At 69.3% G+C, this 15535-nt stretch carries 16 protein-coding genes; 9 read left to right on the plus strand and 7 right to left on the minus strand.

Translation table 11 applies throughout. From position 1 onward, the window contains the following. Positions 1 to 93 precede the first annotated feature (93 nt). On the plus strand, positions 94 to 1491 hold the full coding sequence (locus tag ACPCK6_RS18710; RefSeq protein ID WP_423481745.1) for an FAD-dependent oxidoreductase: 1398 nt from the start codon (positions 94 to 96) through the stop codon (positions 1489 to 1491). Between the two features lie 116 nt (positions 1492 to 1607). Here ACPCK6_RS18710 and ACPCK6_RS18715 read toward each other — a convergent pair whose 3' ends face one another. The 3 genes from ACPCK6_RS18715 to ACPCK6_RS18725 all read right to left on the minus strand — a co-directional run bounded on the left by ACPCK6_RS18715 (position 1608) and on the right by ACPCK6_RS18725 (position 4684). Further along, positions 1608 to 2651 carry an ArsO family NAD(P)H-dependent flavin-containing monooxygenase gene (locus ACPCK6_RS18715; RefSeq protein WP_423481746.1) on the minus strand — a complete coding sequence of 348 codons (1044 nt, stop codon included), beginning with the start codon at positions 2649 to 2651 and terminating at the stop codon, positions 1608 to 1610. A 952-nt stretch (positions 2652 to 3603) separates the two neighbouring features. Further along, positions 3604 to 4032, minus strand: a complete 429-nt coding sequence (locus ACPCK6_RS18720) for a hypothetical protein (RefSeq protein WP_423481747.1) — start codon at positions 4030 to 4032, stop codon at positions 3604 to 3606. A 115-nt stretch (positions 4033 to 4147) separates the two neighbouring features. Further along, positions 4148 to 4684: a hypothetical protein gene (locus tag ACPCK6_RS18725; RefSeq protein ID WP_423481748.1), complete on the minus strand. Its 537-nt coding sequence runs from the start codon at positions 4682 to 4684 to the stop codon at positions 4148 to 4150. A gap of 503 nt (positions 4685 to 5187) precedes the next feature. Here ACPCK6_RS18725 and ACPCK6_RS18730 point away from each other — a divergent pair. The 5 genes from ACPCK6_RS18730 to ACPCK6_RS18750 all read left to right on the plus strand — a co-directional run bounded on the left by ACPCK6_RS18730 (position 5188) and on the right by ACPCK6_RS18750 (position 10508). After that, positions 5188 to 6804: a TnsB C-terminal domain-containing protein gene (locus ACPCK6_RS18730; RefSeq protein WP_423481749.1), complete on the plus strand. Its 1617-nt coding sequence runs from the start codon at positions 5188 to 5190 to the stop codon at positions 6802 to 6804. Further along, entirely contained in the window at positions 6783 to 7577 is a 795-nt protein-coding gene (locus ACPCK6_RS18735; RefSeq protein ID WP_423481750.1) for an AAA family ATPase, read from the plus strand. Before ACPCK6_RS18730 ends, ACPCK6_RS18735 begins: the two co-directional genes overlap by 22 nt. Next, entirely contained in the window at positions 7558 to 8871 is a 1314-nt protein-coding gene (locus tag ACPCK6_RS18740) for a P-loop NTPase family protein (protein ID WP_423481751.1), read from the plus strand. Before ACPCK6_RS18735 ends, ACPCK6_RS18740 begins: the two co-directional genes overlap by 20 nt. Positions 8872 to 8981: 110 nt before the next feature. Beyond that, the gene (locus ACPCK6_RS18745; RefSeq protein ID WP_423481752.1) at positions 8982 to 9656 is read left to right on the plus strand and encodes a hypothetical protein; all 675 of its coding nucleotides are present in this window, start codon (positions 8982 to 8984) and stop codon (positions 9654 to 9656) included. Between the two features lie 291 nt (positions 9657 to 9947). Further along, a complete protein-coding gene (locus tag ACPCK6_RS18750) occupies positions 9948 to 10508 on the plus strand; it encodes a hypothetical protein (RefSeq protein WP_423481753.1) in 561 nt (186 codons plus the stop codon). On the opposite strand, the gene ACPCK6_RS18755 is transcribed toward ACPCK6_RS18750, so the two are convergent. Both ACPCK6_RS18755 and ACPCK6_RS18760 read right to left on the minus strand, forming a co-directional pair. Then, positions 10505 to 11362, minus strand: a complete 858-nt coding sequence (locus ACPCK6_RS18755; protein ID WP_423481754.1) for an MBL fold metallo-hydrolase — start codon at positions 11360 to 11362, stop codon at positions 10505 to 10507. The two genes, ACPCK6_RS18750 and ACPCK6_RS18755, sit on opposite strands and share 4 nt — an antisense overlap. Before the next feature lie 44 nt (positions 11363 to 11406). Next, positions 11407 to 12360, minus strand: coding sequence for a TerC family protein (locus ACPCK6_RS18760; protein ID WP_396882984.1), 954 nt, complete (start codon positions 12358 to 12360; stop codon positions 11407 to 11409). A 223-nt stretch (positions 12361 to 12583) separates the two neighbouring features. On the opposite strand from ACPCK6_RS18760, the gene ACPCK6_RS18765 reads away from it, so the two are divergent. Together ACPCK6_RS18765 and ACPCK6_RS18770 are read left to right on the plus strand one after the other, a co-directional pair. Further along, on the plus strand, positions 12584 to 13360 hold the full coding sequence (locus ACPCK6_RS18765) for a class I SAM-dependent methyltransferase (protein ID WP_423481755.1): 777 nt from the start codon (positions 12584 to 12586) through the stop codon (positions 13358 to 13360). Continuing rightward, entirely contained in the window at positions 13357 to 13923 is a 567-nt protein-coding gene (locus ACPCK6_RS18770; protein WP_423481756.1) for a maleylpyruvate isomerase N-terminal domain-containing protein, read from the plus strand. Before ACPCK6_RS18765 ends, ACPCK6_RS18770 begins: the two co-directional genes overlap by 4 nt. Before the next feature lie 7 nt (positions 13924 to 13930). On the opposite strand, the gene ACPCK6_RS18775 is transcribed toward ACPCK6_RS18770, so the two are convergent. Continuing rightward, complete coding sequence (locus tag ACPCK6_RS18775) at positions 13931 to 14401, minus strand: DnaJ family domain-containing protein (protein WP_423481757.1); 471 nt, start codon at positions 14399 to 14401, stop codon at positions 13931 to 13933. 134 nt (positions 14402 to 14535) lie between these two features. Between ACPCK6_RS18775 and ACPCK6_RS18780 the strand changes: the two genes are divergently transcribed. Continuing rightward, entirely contained in the window at positions 14536 to 14922 is a 387-nt protein-coding gene (locus ACPCK6_RS18780; RefSeq protein ID WP_318336359.1) for a YkvA family protein, read from the plus strand. 13 nt (positions 14923 to 14935) lie between these two features. On the opposite strand, the gene ACPCK6_RS18785 is transcribed toward ACPCK6_RS18780, so the two are convergent. Continuing rightward, positions 14936 to 15472: a GNAT family N-acetyltransferase gene (locus tag ACPCK6_RS18785; protein ID WP_423481758.1), complete on the minus strand. Its 537-nt coding sequence runs from the start codon at positions 15470 to 15472 to the stop codon at positions 14936 to 14938. Between the last annotated feature and the right edge of the window lie 63 nt (positions 15473 to 15535).

A 15535-nucleotide genomic window follows, 5' to 3' on the forward strand; every position in this document is an offset into this window, starting at 1 on the left:
CACCCGACCCGCTGGCCGCTCTTGGGCAGGGAGTCATGCGCGCAACCTACGCTGCGAAAATGCCCGTCCACGGCCGCCGATGGGAGAAGCATCATGACCCACATCCTGATCATCGGTGGCAGCGACGCCGGCATCAGCGCCGGGCTACGCGCCCAGCAGGTCGACCCGTCCGTCGAGACCACCGTGGTCGCCGCCGACGCCTTCCCCAACTACTCGATCTGCGGCATCCCATACCACATCTCCGGCGACGTGCCCGACTGGCGGAACCTGGCCCACCGCACACGCGACGACCTCGAACGAGCCGGGTTGCGGCTGCTCCTGGACACCCGCGCCCGGCACATCGATCCCACGTCCCGCATGGTCACGGTCAGCGGACCAAGCGGGCGGGACGAAGAGCTGCGCTACGACCGGCTCGTCATCGGAACCGGCGCCGTCCCGGTCCGCCCGCCGATCGCCGGCCTGCACGAGCTCACACCTGCCGACGGGGTCCATCTGCTGCACACCATGGACGACACCCTCTCCCTCGCCGAGACGCTGCGGAGGGGACCGGAATCCGCGCTGATCGTGGGAGCGGGCTACATCGGGCTGGAGATGGCCGAAGCCCTGCACGCCCGAGGCCTGCAGGTCACCGTGGTCGAGCAGATCCCGCAGGTGCTGGGCACCGTCGACCCGCAACTCGCGACGCTGGTCGCCGACGAACTGACACAGCACGGCGTACGCGTCGTCACCAACACCACCGTCACCGAGGTGGCACGCGAGGGCGGCCGGCTGAAGGTCACCGGGCATTCCACCGACCAGTCCGACGACACAGGCAGCTTCAGCCAGGTCACAGACCTGGTGCTCGTCGTCGTCGGTGTCCGTCCCGACACCGCGCTCGCGCAGACCGCCGGGGTCCGGCTGGGAGTGCGCGGGGCGATCGCCGTGGACCGGCACATGCGCACCAGCGTGCCGGACGTCTACGCCGCCGGGGACTGCGTGCACACCTACCACCGGCTCCTGGACACCAACACCTACCTGCCCCTCGGCAGCACCTCGCACAAACAGGGCCGCGTGGCGGGAGAAAACGCCGCCGGAGGCGACCGGCAGTTCGCCGGCTCGCTGGGCACCCAGGTGGTCAAAGTCTTCGACCTCGTAGCCGCCCGCACCGGCCTGCGCGACGTCGACGCCCGGGAGCACGGATTCGATCCCGCCACGCACGTGGCCCGCGTCGACGACCACAAGGCCTACTACCCAGGCGCCAAGCCGATCACGATCGCGATCACCGGCGACCAGCGCAGCGGACAGCTGCTCGGCGCCCAGCTCATCGGCCACCGCGACACCGCGGTCGCCACCCGCGTGGACATCTACGCCGGCGCCCTGCACCACCGCATGACTGTCGACGCCGTCACTGACCTCGACCTGTCCTACACCCCGCCGCTGGGCAGCCCCTGGGACGCCGTACAGATGGCCGCGCAGCTCTGGGTCAGCGCCCACAGCGCCGACCTTCCCTGACGGTCAGAATTTCGGCTGCTCCCCGTGGACCCTGTTCGTCGCGCCGCCTCATTGCTCCCTTCGGTACCGCTGCGGTGGCACCAGGGCGACGCTTCGTCAGACCCGACCGCAAGCGTTCAGGCGCGCAGCAGCTCGCTGATCTCCGCGACCGTGGCCTTGGCGGTGCGGCCCGCGCCGACCAGCGTCGCCGACGCGGGGCCGGTCCAGTCGCCGTAGCCAAGTAGGTAAAGGCGGGGCTCGTCGACCGACCGGGTGCCCACGGTCGGCACCCGGTCGTCGGCGACGGACAGGCTGAGAGGTGCCAGGTGCGTGAGGTTCGGTTGGAAGCCGGTGCACCAGATGACGGCATCGCAGTCCTGCTCCGTGCCGTCGGCCCAGGCGACGCCGCGGGGGGTCAGCCGCTGGAACATCGGCTGCGCGATGAGGACGCCGCGGTCACGAGCGGCGCGGACGCTGGGAACCATGACGATGTCACCGACGTCGGACACGCCCTGCGGGGATCCCTGCTGGGCGTGGCGTGTGGCCACGCCGAACAGGACCCGCCCGTCGACGTCGTCGGGCATGAAACGCGGCGGGCGCAGCGCCACCCAGGTGGTGTCGGCGACCTGTGACACCTCGGCGAGGATCTGGGCCGCCGAGTTGCCCCCACCGACGACTACCACCCGCTGCCCCCGGAACGGCTCCGATGAGTCGTAGTTGACGGTGTGCAGCTGGCGGCCCGTGAACTGGTCGCGCCCCGGCAAGTCGGGGAGGTAGGGGCGTTCCCAGGTGCCGGTCGCGGAGATCACGTATCGGGCCCGCCAGGTGCCAACCGATGTCTCGACCTGCAGCTCGTCGCCGACAGAGCGGACGGCGTGCGCTCGCACGGGCCGGTGCACCCTCAGGTCGTAACGGTGCTCGTAGGCGCGCAGGTAGTTCACGACATGCTCGGCGGTCGGGAACTCCTCACCCTCCTGCCGGGGCATCCCCCATCCGGGCAGCGGACTGTACTCGGCCGGGGAGAACAGTCGCAGCGACGCCCAACCGTGCCGCCAGGCCCCGCCCGATTGGGACTGGGCGTCGAGGATGCTGTAATCCAGCCCGGCGCGGCGAAGGTAGTAGCCCGCCGCCAGTCCCGCTTGCCCTCCGCCGATGACCAGCACCTCGCGCGCCTCAGACATGCCCGGCATCCCTCCTCGTCAGAACTGATCATGCCGAGGGGGCGCTGCGGCTGTGTCGGGGGCCCACAGCCGGCTAGTTCGCGCGGTGTGCAGGGGCGTCTGCGGTAGTGCTGAGCGTCTGCGCCGCCTGGGCGCGGCAGGCGGGGCAGGACGGGCTTATCCGCGCTGGACCGGGAAGCCCAACAGGCAGGGCGGTATCCGTCGGGGTCGCCGTAGGAGCGTCAGCACGTCCTGCGGCCGGGTTCACAGCGAGGGCCCGGGTTCAACGGCCAGAGCTAGCGCAGGTCATGCCTTAATTCGATACAGGGGAATGCGTCCGCCACGAGCTTGATCCGTTAGCTGAGCGGCGACACTCCATCGCAGGACTTTGGCAACTGTCTCGTCGGCGATGTCGACGCCCAGCTTGTCGCTGGCTGCGTCGGCAAGCTTTGCTATATCGCCCGCGAAACGGCCTTCTGAGTCGGCCGCCGCCAGGACGGCCCGCCACACAGCCCGCCAGGTGCGGCGTCTTTGTGGGCTCCATGCAATGGCTCGGCTGTCAAAGGCTCGGAGCCGTTGATCTCGCGCGGGCCCCTGGGTTCGGGCCGCTGGTTTGGGCTTGGGAATGCGGAGCTGGTAGGTGTTGGCTTGCTGCCCCTTTCCGGCGTCGATGGTCTTCAGCAGTCCAGCCTCCCGAAGCCAACTCAGTGCGTGCTGGATGTTTGCCCTGCTCGCTGGACGTCGCCCGGATGCGATAGCGATGGCTGCTGCGATCTGCGTCGCTGAGAGTGTCGCATGCATGGTCTCGTCGGCGGCGTCGACGAGTGCCCGCCAGACCTCGCGACGAAGACTCGCCTTACGGCCGGCGACGGTTTGTGCACTGATCCATGGAGCGGGTGGGTGGCGGTCGTCGAAGAGACGGTAGGCCGCTGCTCGCTCCCCCGTCTGATCGGCCTCTCGATGGCCAGGTGAGCTAGCGGCCCGAATTTCGGTCACGGCCGTGCGGCCTGGTCGTCTTTGTGGCGTCCGGTTTCTTCAGGGGGCGGCAGCGTGCGAGCGCTTGACGGGAACATGCCCCCATATTCAGGGCAGTATCCTGCACTGACAAGAGGTCGAGCGGCGGCTTGCCTGAACTCTTGTGATCGAGCCGCCGCCCCCCGTGGACCTCCCGGCGCTCGGCCATGCGATAGCGAGGGCCAGACAAGCAGCCAATCTCACCCTCGACGGTCTTGCCGAACGCAGCGGCGTCTCGCGCCGGATGCTGATCGAGGTCGAACAAGGCCGCATCAACTGCACTATTGGCGTCCTCCATGCCATTGCGCATGCCGTCGATGTCCCGCTGGGTGCCCTTGCGCAGGCTGCTTGCACGGACCGCCGCACCGGCTGACCACGTCGCGGCCATTCACCGAGGCGGCCTTCGGCGAGGCCGACCGAGCGAGCGATCAGCCAGGCGAAGGTCTTGGACCTGGGCCCTGTCTGGAGGCGTAGGGAATCCGCATGACCTCAAGCACGCCCACCTAACCCGCGTTTTCGCCGGGCCGCTCGCTCCAGCGTGCGTCTGGACCGTGCCTTGCGTTCCTTGGTCTCGTGTGAAGGTTCGGACAACCCGAAAGCCAGTCGATCAGTTCAGGTATGACGGGCAAGCCAGCATTGCGCAAGCGCGCCTCGATCTCCGCCTGCTTCACCAACTGCTCTTCCGCGAACTCCGCCGATCGCCGGTCGAGCTCGCGCCTGTGCTCATTGCGCCGCTCGACCGCAGCGGGGTCGTCGGAATTGAGCCAGCGGAACCGCTCCTCAATCCGCCGCTTCAGCGCTTGCTGCTCCGGGCTGGGCTGCCAGGCGATGACCTTCTCCAGCGGCGGGTTGACTATCCGAAGATATTGGCGGCGCATACCAGGAGGCAGGCTGTCCCAGATCGCCCGCGGCGCTTCCGATCTCGCTTCATCCGCATCCAGGCGCTCCGCGTGCTCCAACGCCGCGACTGTGTCAGCCACGAATCGCTGCGGATCACGCAACCTGCCCACCCGGTCTGCGAAGCCTGCTGGGAGCTCCATGTCAGCATCGTACTCGAACATGAGTACGAAGGGGTGTGGATGCCGTCTCTGAAGTTTCGCTTGGCAGCCCCGTGACCGGCGCGCCCGCGCGCCGGGACAAGGCGGCCGCCGGCGAGGTACCGCATGGTCGTCTTGACGGGTGCCGAAGGGATCCGGGGCGGAGGGATGAAAGCTGTCTTCGGCCTTGGCCCGCTCCGACGCTTGTCGCATTCGGCCCGTACAGCGACGTGCCGGTCGCTAACGGCGAGCCGGGCCCGCAGTTTGGCGTGTGACGCAGAATCGGGTCGAGCAGGTCGCGTCATTAGTGGGTAGCACGCGTGTCGCCGGGTTCGCGAACCCCGTACGAGACGGTCGAGGCAGTCGATGCTGTCACGGTCGGCAGCAGGAGGGTTCCTCTGCGGACGCGGTGCTGCGAGGAGGGTGCCACCGCCGCGAACGGTAGTAGCCTCAAATTCCAAGTGGGCGCCTACGGAGCCTGCCTGAACAGCGGTGGAGGTTCCGCTGTGCCACGACCGACAACCGACGAGTGGGCCGCCGCGCTCGCCCAGCTCGGCCATCAGCAGCCGACCGTCGCGATGGTCCGCACGGTCGCGGCTGGGCTAGCTGTCTCGGAGCGCAGCGTGTGGCGACGCCTGCGCGATGGCCCACCGAGCAAGCGACCGGTGTTCGAGCTGTCCGAGACAGACATCGCCGCGTTTGCCGACTTCCGCGGAAACATCGCTGCGGTGCACCGCGCACGGTGCGCCGCCATCGCAGGCAGGACCATCGTCGCCGGCGTCCCCATCTCCCCCGACCTGTTGAGCGGGTGGACTGGAGCCAGACCCGTGACCGTACGAACCCTTTACCGGGCCTTCGAGGCGCAGATGACACCGGCGGCGCAAGCGGCCGCTCGGCACGGCGAGCGGGCCCGGCGCGCCAAACAGGTGTATCTGCGCCGTCCCGGCACCCGGCGCAACCAGGTTTGGGAAGGAGATCATAAGAACCTCCCCCTCCTCGTCCTGCCACCGCGCGGCCGGGCGATCAAGCCGTGGATCACGATGTTCATCGACGACAGCACCAGAGTGATCACCGGTTGGGCTCTCTCGCCAACGCCGCACACCGGCACAGTGCTGACCGCGCTGCGAATGGGCATGCTTGCCGACCCCTGCGGCCCCGCCATCGGTGTGCCCGAAGCGCTGCGTCTAGACCAGGGCCTGGAGTTCGCTGCGGGCGCTGTCACAGCAGCCGCGCAGATGCTCGCGATCGACGTACGGCGGTTGCCTGGCTACCAGCCGCATCTCAAAGGCAAGATCGAACGGTCGTTCCGCACCCTCGAGCAGATGCTGCTCACCGCCCTACCCGGTTTCACCGACGGTCCCCGCAAGATCGACGGCACTCTCGAGGGACCGCTGCGCGACGACCCGTCCGCGTGCATCGCCTACGGCGAGGAAACAACGCGCCGCGATAGGGCGCTGCCACTTTCCTGGGAGGTGTTCACCGAGCACATCAGGCAGTTCGTCACGTGGTACAACACCGAGCACATCCACTCGCAGCTGCGGCGCAGCCCCGCAGCCGCCTGGCACGATGATCCGACTCCCCTCCGGACGGTCGACGAGACCGAGCTGCGGCATCTCATGCTCGCCGGTGAGCGGCGCACCATCGGGGGGACCGGCATCCGGTTCAGGAATTTCACTTACGCCGACCCGGCGGGTTCTTTGCGTGAAATGAAGGGGAAGCGGGTCGACATCCGTTACATGCCCCACGACGACACGTTCATCCACGTGTACAGCGATGGGAAATACCTCGCCACCTGCTACCCCGACGATGCGCTGGCCGACGAGCAGGTCCAGCAGTATTACGCCGAGGTCCGTGAGCAGGGCCGCCGGGCAGCAGCCGCCAAACGCGCCGCCGGCCGCCGGGCCCGCAAGCAGCTGAGTGTGCTGTCGACAGCCCAGCAGACCGTGAGCGACATCCGACTGGTTAGCCCAGCCGAAGCGGCGGCGGTCACGCGGGCATCACGGGCGGGTGACCTACGGCGAATCGCACGCACGAGCTTGCTGGACCTGCAGCCCGTCGCCCCGCTGGTCGAGCCCATCGACCTCGAAGCCGAGGAGGAACGGTGGCGAAACCGTCCGTTATGAACCCGCAGGACGGGCCGCCCGGAGCCCGCCCGATCCTCACCGCGCAACTGCAGATCGCTCAGCACGTTGTCAAAGACACCGCAACTTATCGATCCGTCGGAGTCATTCACGGCCCTGCCGGCCTGGGCAAGACCTTCGCCATGCGCGTTGCCACCAAGCGCCTCGACATCGAGGGGAGCAGGAAGTCGATGCCGGTCTGCCGCATCTCATTCCCGTCCGGGCCCACCATGCGGCTGGTCGCCGAACTTCTCCTGCACGCATTGACCGGCAACGCCCCCATCACCTCCACCAACCGCTTCTGGATCACCGCCGAACTGGTCCGCGAACTGACACGCCTACCCCGCCTCGTCGTGGTCGACGAAGCTCAACGGCTCTCCGGGGACTGCATCGAACTGCTGCGCTACCTGCACGACCACGACGACACGTCCTTCGGGCTGCTCTACGTCGGCGGCGACGGCTGCTGGGAAGTCCTGTCCCGAGAACCCATGCTCCGCTCACGGGTCTGGCGGCGGCTCACCTTCACGGCACTTGCTCGCAACGAAGTGCCGAAGATCATGCGCGGCTACCATCCGCTGTACGCCGAGGTGGAAGACGACCTGCTGTACTACGTCGACGACCGGTTCGCACGCGGCATCTGGCGCAACTGGGCGCTGTTCTCCGCCACGGCGGAACTACTTGCCCGCCGGGCCGGCCGCAGCCGGCTCGATGAAGAACTCGTCGCCAACGTGTTTGCGCTGCACGGCGGTGGGATCGATGGCCCGGCAGAGCCTTAAGTCATCCGCGTCCCCGCCGCCGGTAGCCATCGTCCGCGACCCCGAGGACGGCATCGCAACCCGAACCGTGCTCAGATTCATCGACCAGCTCGACGCCGGCGTTCTCGTCGTGAGGCCACAACCCTTCGTCCAGAATCCCGGCCAGCTCGCGATCGCCATCCTTGAGGCCCTTGGCAAACACAACACCGCAAAACTGCCCACCAACCAGCACACCCGCCGCTTGGCGGCCGCGTGGATCATTGGTCACCGGCCCCGCCACATCGTCGTCGACCGCGCCCACACCCTCGGTCAGCCCGCTGTGGAGGAACTGGTCGCCACCTCCCGTGCCAGCCAGGCACGACTGTGGCTGCTCGACGCTTCCCCAACCGGAGCGCTTCAAGCCCGGCTCGCCCCTTTGCACGTCAGCAGCGCTTCAGTCGACACGCTCGCCTCCCTTCCCCAACCACCACCGCCCCCGACCCAGGCCGAACCTCGACTTCCCGAAGAACTTCCTGAGGCAGGTTTCCTCACCTTCCTGGCGGTGTGCGCCCGTCGACTGCCTCCTGACGACTTCGCAGCCGTCCGCGCGGTCTACAAACGCAGCTTCTCCGAGGTCCTCTCCTACGGCTTTCCGCGCGACAGACGCGTGCGCCCTCTCTACGAGGTAGACAATTTCGCCGAAATATTGACCCTGAAGCTCGCATCCCTCTTCTACTCCAGCGACAGCGAGGCCACTCGACTCGTTCAGCTTCGCGCAGTACAAGCCGCCCTCCTGCGCTCCGGACTTCTTCTTGACCACAAAATCGGCATGGCGCAACTAGGATGCGCGGTAGGGCTGGGTTGCCGCCTCACGCCCGCGGCCGCGGACGCCCTCCGCGCCCAAACCGCCACCGCCCGGGCCGCAGCTGTGCTGCTCAACGTCCTCATGCCCCCGTTCAACCGGCCGGGTCTGAGCTGGACAATCGCCTCGGTGTCAGATGACGCGAGCGCTCTGCGAACCGGCGTCGCTTCCATTCCCGTTCCCACCCACGGACAACCGATCCTGCGCGCACACATCGCTTGGCGGCGCATGACCGGCGCCAACGACCACGACCCGCTGATCGTCCGCACAAGCAGCAAGGCCGAGGATGAGATCGCCGCTCTCGAACGACGACTCCCCATGTCCAGCACCAGGTACGGTCCGTACCTCAACAGCCAATCTACGTTTTCCGGATACGCCACCAGGTGGATGCGTCAACGCCTACTCACGGTCGAACACGTCACCGCCTTCACCCCGTCGCGTTGGACGGACGTCAGCCTGCTGGTCGAATCGTGATGGGCCACCACAACGGCCCGCCGGATAGACCGGCCGCGTTCGGTCACGACCTCATCCGGCGAGCACGCGCACACGGAATCACCTCAACGGATCTAGCGAACCTCCTCGGCGTGACCATCGACCGCATCGAGAAGTTCACCTCGGCTACCGACCTCTACGACCTGCCGGTACGCACCATCCAGAAACTCGCCACGCTGCTGCAACTGCCATGGCCTCGATGGCTGATGAGAACCACCAACGCTGAGATCCTTGAGGCAAGGAAGCCGCCGTCAACGAACGGCCGGGACGTCATGCAGCTGCAGGCAGTCCTCGCTCTGACCATCGGCCAACCTGTCAGCACCGACGACCTGGCCGAAGTCCTCGGGTGGCCACTGCCACACGTCCACGACACCATTGACGCACTGACCGCGATGCTTCAGCGCCGGGGCAGCCCTCTACGCCTGAGCCGTAACACCACCCACGTCAAGCTCAGCGTCCGGCCCGGCGTGCTCGACGGCACTGCCGAACACCGGCTCGCCCAGCTTCACCACATCCGCCAGCCCGACCCGATGGTCTTCCATTTGGTCTACCGCGTCCTCCGCGGCGACAACCAACGCGCGCACGACCTCAGCAGGGTTGCCCCCGGCGTACTCAGAGAGGCAATGGAGGCGGGCATCCTGATTGCACGACCACCGCTCCAGCCGGCAGGCAACCGGGAGGATGACCCTCCAGAGCGCTACTTCCCGTTCGGCCTCGCGCCAGACGTGGCTTACAGCTTGGGCTTCGTCGACGACCTGCACGACTGACACTTCGGGTCAGTTGCTCACTGACACTCCATGTCAAGTTCGCTGACGTCCAGTGTCAGAACCCGGGACGCCGAGATGTCACTCAACATCTCGGATGCGTCCACCTCACCGTAGTCGGCAAGACCGGCCGAGGCGCTCCCGCGGCGGCTGCGCGCACATAACTGTCATTATGGTGTGGTGGTGATTCGTCCTATTTGACCACATGGATTAACGGATTGTTGTTACCGGTAATCCATCAACCATGTCCCCGAGCGGGCTTGCCTCGGTGGCGACGTTTGGCAGGATCGAGGCATGCGGGCGGCGAACCGGAGATGGGGGCACGTCGCCCTGACCACCTGCCTGCTGCTGGCGGCGGCCGGGTGCACGAGCGAGGATGCGGAGCGACCTGAGCCGGCCGCGTCGCTGCCACCACTGCCCGAGGGCGGGCAGCGCCTGCGGTGCGCCGATTCGGTTGCCACGACACCGGCTCCGGGTGAGGGATACCGCGTCGTGGCCGACGCCGTGGCGGTGTCGTCGACTGTGGTGCAACCGAACGAGTCATCCGGTGAACCAGGGCCGACACGTCTGTTCGCCAAATGGGGCCTGCTAGTACGGGTCGGCGCGGCCGTGGAGGTGCGGGTGGCGCCCGGCTGGGAGGAACGCGCCCGCATCGGGTGGGGCCCGGGCGTCGTCCCGGCGATCACGGTGCAGGTCGAGGCGTGCCCGGCCGCGAGCGCGTCGACCGCATGGTCGGTCTACACCGGTGGCACCTGGGTGGCGGGCCCGGCGTGCGTACCGCTGGTGATCCAGTCCCACGGACGGCAGGTCGAGGTGCGCCTCGCGATCGGCGCCGCGTGCGACGAGAGCACCTAACGCACGAACGGCCTGACGACCTCGAAGGGCTCCGGGAACCGTACGGCGATGCCGCTCTCCCGGCTCTTTCGGTCGAGGAACGCCCTGGCCCCGGCGAACCTGTCGAAGAGCCTCGGCAGCGGGCGCAGCCCGCGGTCCAGGGAGATGAAGAAGTCGTCCCAGTGGATCGGCACGATCAGGCCGGGCCGGGTCGCGTCCACCACGTGCCGCCAGTAGTCGCTCTGGAACTGCTGCGACTGCACCCCCAGGGCGCCGATCGCGAGGTAGAGGACGTCGACGTCGAGCCCGTCGAACCGGTGCGGCACGTAGTTGGCGCTCGGGTGGATCAGCAGCGAACCGCCGGGGTGGGTGATGAGGAACGAGAAGCACCCGCCGTCGCGGTACCTGCTCGCCCTGACCGGCGGGACGAGCGGTTCCTCGATCACGCCGGGGAACCTGTTGCCCGGGCTGTGGTCGCCGGTGAGCACACGCACGGTGAGCGCACCGATCGTCCACTCGTCGCCGTCCGCGATGCGCGTCATCGACTCCTCGGCGAGCCCCGCACCGCGCCCCACGTTCAGAGTGGACTCGGAGCCGAACAGCCGTCCGCCGAGAAGCTTGACGACCTCGGGGGCGTCCATGGCGTGGTCGTAGTGGGAGTGGGCGACGAAGAGCGCGTCGATGCGGGTCAGGCCGACGCGCGCGAGAGCACCGGTGATCCGGGCGAGGTCGGGGGCGATGCGACCGAACGCGACGCGGAGCAGCGAGGGCCTGCTCAGGAAGCCGTCGATGAGGATGCCGGACGTCCCGTCGGACAGGTAGACGGTCGTGGTGCCGAAGAAGACGGCTTCGACGGACGCCCCGCTGGAGCCCATGCGCAGATGGTAGTGGGCATGGGCTCCAGCGGCGGCGGTGCGGATCAGCGCGTCGAGGAGTCGGCCGCGGCGTCGAGCGTCTCGGCGGCGCGGGTGCTGCGCAGGCTCCACACGATCGACACCGCGATCGTCACCACGATCACGCCGAGGGTGACCGGGATGGGCAGCTTGCCGACCGGCGTCTCCGACAGGATCAACTTCACGCCGGCGAAGGCGAGCAGGACGGCCAGGCCGTAGTGCAGGTGCACGAAGCGGCGCAGCAGCCCGGCAAGGCAGAAGTAGAGGCTGCGCAGGCCGAGGATGGCGAAGGCGTTGGCGGTCCAGACGATGAACGTGCTGGTGGTGATCGCCAGGATCGCGGCGACGCTGTCGACGGCGAAGATCAGATCGGTGGCCTCCACCGCGATCAGGACCACGAACAGCAGAGTCGCGACCCGCTTGCCGTCGATCCGGGTGAAGAACCTGTCACCGTGGAAGGCCGGGTCGGTCGGAACGATCCGCCGGACCAGCCGGACGACCGGGTTGCGCTCCGGCGGAGTCTGCTCGCCGTGGCGGAACGCCATCTTGTAGCCGGTCCAGACGAGGAACGCGCCGAACACGTACGCGGTCCAGAAGAAGGTCTCGAGCAGCTCGGCACCGACGAAGATGAACACCAGCCGGAACACCAGTGCGCCGATGACACCCCAGAACAGCACCTTGTGCTGGAACGCGGCGGGCACGGCGAAGGACGTGAAGATCAGCGCGAAGACGAAGACGTTGTCGATCGACAGCGCCTTCTCGATCAGATAGCCGGCGTAGTAGGTGCCTGCCACGTCGCCGCCCTGCCAGACCCACAGGACGACGCCGAAGAGCAGGCCGGCCGCGATCCAGACGCCGGACCAGACCGCCGCCTCGCGGAAGCCGATGACGTGGTTGTCGCGGTGCAGGAACAGGTCGACGGCGAGCATCGCCGCGATCGCCAGCATGAGGACGGCCCAGATCCACCAGGACACGGACATACCGAAGGAGACCTCTCGCCCGGGCCGGCGGGTGCCGGCGCTGCTGGACGAAGGTCTCCCCGGGCCACCCGTGACGGTGGCTGCACCGCCGGGATCCGGATGGGCCGGGCCCGTACTGACGGCGATGCGTGGAACGTCGGGTACTCCCCCTCGAACTACGACCCATTATTCACGAAGCGCTGTTCGTACGTCAAGGCGTCCGGGCCGTCGCTAGGGTGACCGGATGGACGAAGACGCACGACGCCGGCACTCGTCGTCGTTCGGCGCGGCGGCCACCGCGTACGCCGAACACCGCCCGGACTACGCGCGGGCCGCCCTGCGGTGGGCGCTCGAACCCGCGCCCGGTGCGCGGGTGCTCGACCTCGGCGCGGGCACCGGCAAGCTCACCGCCACGCTGGCCGAGGTGCGCGACGACGTCACGGCCGTCGAGCCGGACCCGGCGATGCTCGCCGAACTCCGCCGCACCCTGCCTGGCGTACGCGCACTGTCCGGCAGCGCCGAGGCGATCCCGCTGCCGGACGCCTCCGTCGATGCCGTGGTCGCCGGCAACGCGATACACTGGTTCGACATGGCGGTGGCCGGGCCGGAGATCGCCCGCGTCCTCTCCCCCGGCGGTGTCCTGGCCGGGCTGTGGAACGTCGTGGACGACCGGGTCGACTGGGTCGCCGGGCTCGCGGCGGTCAGCGGAAGCGCCGCCATCGGCCCCCGGGACACGCCCGCGAGCTGGCGCGCCGCGACGGCGGCCATGCACCTGCCGAAGACCGGCGAGGCTCGGTTCGGCTCGCCCGAGCAGGCGGAGTTCCCGCACGGGCAGCGCCGCAGCGCCGACTCGCTCGTGGCGACGCTCGCCACCCGGGCCGGGATGCTCGTCATGCCGGACCAGGAGCGCACGGAAGTGCTCGACCGCATCCGCGCGTACCTGGCGAGCCGGCCGGAGACCGCCGACGGGGAGTTCACGCTGCCGATGCTGACCTGCGTGCTGCGGGTACGGCGCAGGTGAACGGTGGCGACGTCCGGTCCGCCGCCGACGCGATGACCGCCGTGCTGCGGCCCGCCGCCGGGCGCGACTGGACGGTACGCGCGGGAGAGCTGGACTGGTCCTGCTGGACCACAGCCGCGCACATCGCGCACGACCTGGTCGCGTACGCCGGTCAGGTGTCCGGCCGGCCCGACAGCGGCTATCTCCCGTTCGACCTGCGGGTACGCGCCGACGCCACGCCGGCCGAGGTGCTCACCGTCGCGGCGGCCGCGGCCGGGATGCTCGCCGCCACCATCGACGCGGCGAGCCCGGACGACCGGGCGTGGCACTTCGGACCGTGCGATCCGGGCGGGTTCGCCGCGATGGGCGTCGCCGAGATCCTGCTGCACACACACGACCTGACCCGAGGGCTCGACCTGGACTGGTCGCCACCAGCCGGGCTGTGTGCAGGGGTGGTTTGCCGGTTGTTCCCCGACGCCCCGGACGGCGACCCGGCGCCGGTGCTGCTGTGGCTGACCGGCCGCGCGCCGCTCGGCGGCAGGCCGCGGCGGACCGCGTGGACCTGGCAGGCTGCGCGTCGCTGACGCGGTCTCAGCGGCGCCACCAGCGCCACCGACGGCGCGGGCGGGTCGAGGTGGCGTGCGGCGGCTGCGGTGCCGTGACGACCGGCGCGGCGCGTTCCCGATCAGTGCGCCAGCGGTGTACCGCCGCCTCGACGTTCACCGGGCGGACCACCACGCGTGGCCCGGTCGGGGTACGCAGCCAGGCCACCACCTCGGTGTTGAGCGCCGCCACGTACGACCGGACGGCCTCCTCGGTCGGCAGGTCACGCAGCTCGGCCGGAAGCTGTTCGATGCGGCGGCGCAACTGCAGCGGCGTGGGCAGCAGCAGGTCGGACGGGATCTGCTCGCGCTCCATGAAGCTGCGGATCCACCAGCCCTCGTCGTAGGGCATGTCGCGCCCCGGGATGGGCTTGCCGGCACCCGGCAGGTTGTCGAACTCGCCACGCTCCTGGGCCGAGCGGATCTGCGCCTCGACCGCGGCCTCCCAGCCTGTCGTCACCGCCGTCACCTCCCGTACCCACGGTAACCGCCGCCGTCCGACAAGGGTCAGCGTCGCGCGGGGCCGGGCTGTTCCCGGGCGCCGGGCGTGGTCGCCGCGTAGCGTGCCCCGGGACATTGGAGAGGGGTGATGGCGTGCGCGACTGGCTCATCGGACTCGCGGTGGCGGCGGCCTGCCTGGTCGGGAGCTGGGCGGTGCTGGTGCTGCTGGCCCGGCGCCTGCCGGCGGGGATCCTGCGTGATCTGGCCGCGTTCGTGCCCGACTGCGTGACAGCGGTACGACGGCTGCGCCGCGACCCGCGGGTGCCCCGCCGCGCCCGCGTCGCGATCGTGGTCGCCGGAATCTGGGTGGCCAGCCCGATCGACCTGATCCCGGAGTTCCTGCCGGTGATCGGCCCGCTCGACGACATCGTGGTGGTGGCGCTCGCGTTGCGCTACGCCGCCCGGCAGATGCCCCGGCAGGTGCTGCTCGACGCGTGGCCGGGCGAGCCACGGCTGCTGCTGCGCCTGCTCGGCCGCTGAGACCGGGCCGACGTCAGGGCAGGCGGCGGACGTGGCGGTGGCCGTCCCGGGGGAACGGCGCGCGGGCCGGCAGCACCTCGGTGAAGACGTACCCGCTCTTCTCCGCCACCCGGCACGACGCCGGGTTGTCGACCTGGTGCAGCAACTCCATCCGGGTCAGGCCGGCGGCGGCGAACCGGGCGTGCGCCCACGCGGTGACCGCTTCCACCGCGCGTGGCGCGACGCCCCGGCCGCGTGCCGGCGCGGCCGTCCAGTAGCCGATCTCGGCGGCCGGACGTCCCGGCCGGACGTCCTTGAGCACCACGCAGGCCACCACCTGCTCCCCCTCCAGCACCGCGAACATGAACCGGTGCCCGGCGGCCCAGCCCTGGTGGCTGCGGCGCAGGAACACCTGCGCCTGCGCCGGGCCGGTCACCGGATGTCTGGTCCAGGCGCGCAGCACCGGATCCCGGTACGCCTCGATCAGCGCGTCGGCGTCACCGTCGCGCCACGGGCGCAGCAGCAGGGCGGGAGCGGTCGGGGTGGCCGGCGCGGACAGCACGATCGACATGCGGCAAGTATCACCGCCGCAGCACCGGCACCACCGCCCCCTGCCCCGGCGATCATGAGGTTG

The organism is Micromonospora sp. AB353, assembly GCF_049538395.1.
GTDB lineage: Bacteria > Actinomycetota > Actinomycetes > Mycobacteriales > Micromonosporaceae > Micromonospora > Micromonospora aurantiaca.

Excerpts from the sequence above, each read along its gene's own strand:
- ACPCK6_RS18710 (WP_423481745.1), top strand. The coding sequence starts at position 94 with ATGACCCACATCCTGATCATCGGTGGCAGCGACGCCGGCATCAGCGCC.
- ACPCK6_RS18715 (WP_423481746.1), bottom strand. The coding sequence starts at position 2,651 with ATGTCTGAGGCGCGCGAGGTGCTGGTCATCGGCGGAGGGCAAGCGGGA.
- ACPCK6_RS18720 (WP_423481747.1), bottom strand. The coding sequence starts at position 4,032 with ATGGCCGCGACGTGGTCAGCCGGTGCGGCGGTCCGTGCAAGCAGCCTG.
- ACPCK6_RS18725 (WP_423481748.1), bottom strand. The coding sequence starts at position 4,684 with ATGGAGCTCCCAGCAGGCTTCGCAGACCGGGTGGGCAGGTTGCGTGAT.
- ACPCK6_RS18740 (WP_423481751.1), top strand. The coding sequence starts at position 7,558 with ATGGCCCGGCAGAGCCTTAAGTCATCCGCGTCCCCGCCGCCGGTAGCC.
- ACPCK6_RS18750 (WP_423481753.1), top strand. The coding sequence starts at position 9,948 with ATGCGGGCGGCGAACCGGAGATGGGGGCACGTCGCCCTGACCACCTGC.
- ACPCK6_RS18755 (WP_423481754.1), bottom strand. The coding sequence starts at position 11,362 with ATGGGCTCCAGCGGGGCGTCCGTCGAAGCCGTCTTCTTCGGCACCACG.
- ACPCK6_RS18760 (WP_396882984.1), bottom strand. The coding sequence starts at position 12,360 with ATGTCCGTGTCCTGGTGGATCTGGGCCGTCCTCATGCTGGCGATCGCG.
- ACPCK6_RS18765 (WP_423481755.1), top strand. The coding sequence starts at position 12,584 with ATGGACGAAGACGCACGACGCCGGCACTCGTCGTCGTTCGGCGCGGCG.
- ACPCK6_RS18785 (WP_423481758.1), bottom strand. The coding sequence starts at position 15,472 with ATGTCGATCGTGCTGTCCGCGCCGGCCACCCCGACCGCTCCCGCCCTG.